This is a genomic window from Pseudomonas sp. SDO5215_S409 (genome assembly GCF_054071325.1).
Map to the genome: position 1 here is coordinate 1 of NZ_JBSVWN010000174.1, position 513 is coordinate 513.

A 513-nucleotide genomic window follows, 5' to 3' on the forward strand; every position below is an offset into this window, starting at 1 on the left:
TGCCCAGGTTCTGGTTCATCCAGGCCTTGGTGCGGGTGAGGTATTCGTAGGTGCCAGCGACTTTCAGTTGAGCCATGACTTCGGCCTGGCCCAAGTGGGTCAGCCAGCCGTTGATGTGCGACAGGCTGGCTGGCAGGCGCGTGTTACCCGATGCCTTGGCAGTGATTTGGTTGGGCCGCTGAAGGAACAGGTTTTTCGCCTGTGTCTCCAGGGTTTGCAAGGAGAGACGCGCAGCGCGTTGGTCGTAGGCGGGGCCAGGTCGTTGCAGCACCGCTTTTGCGCTGGTGATTTTCTTCTGCACGGTGATGAGCTGCATTAACCAGGCTTGATAGTCGCGTGGGTACGTCGGGTTGAAGGTCAGTTGAGTGCTGCTTGATATCTCGGTGGAGATCAGTACCTGGGGCACGGCGAGGGTCAGTGCGGCTTGTTGTTTCATGGCCGGTAACAGCATGCCGCTCAGCCCGTGCCAGGCGTCTTTGGCCTGGTGGTTGGCGATGTTGATCAGGGTGGTCA

Annotated in this window: 1 pseudogene; it reads right to left on the bottom strand. The window is 59.3% G+C overall.

Going from position 1 to position 513, the window contains the following annotated elements:
- A pseudogene (locus tag ACW9H9_RS28780) lies at positions 1 to 513 on the bottom strand (T6SS effector BTH_I2691 family protein); the annotation flags it as partial.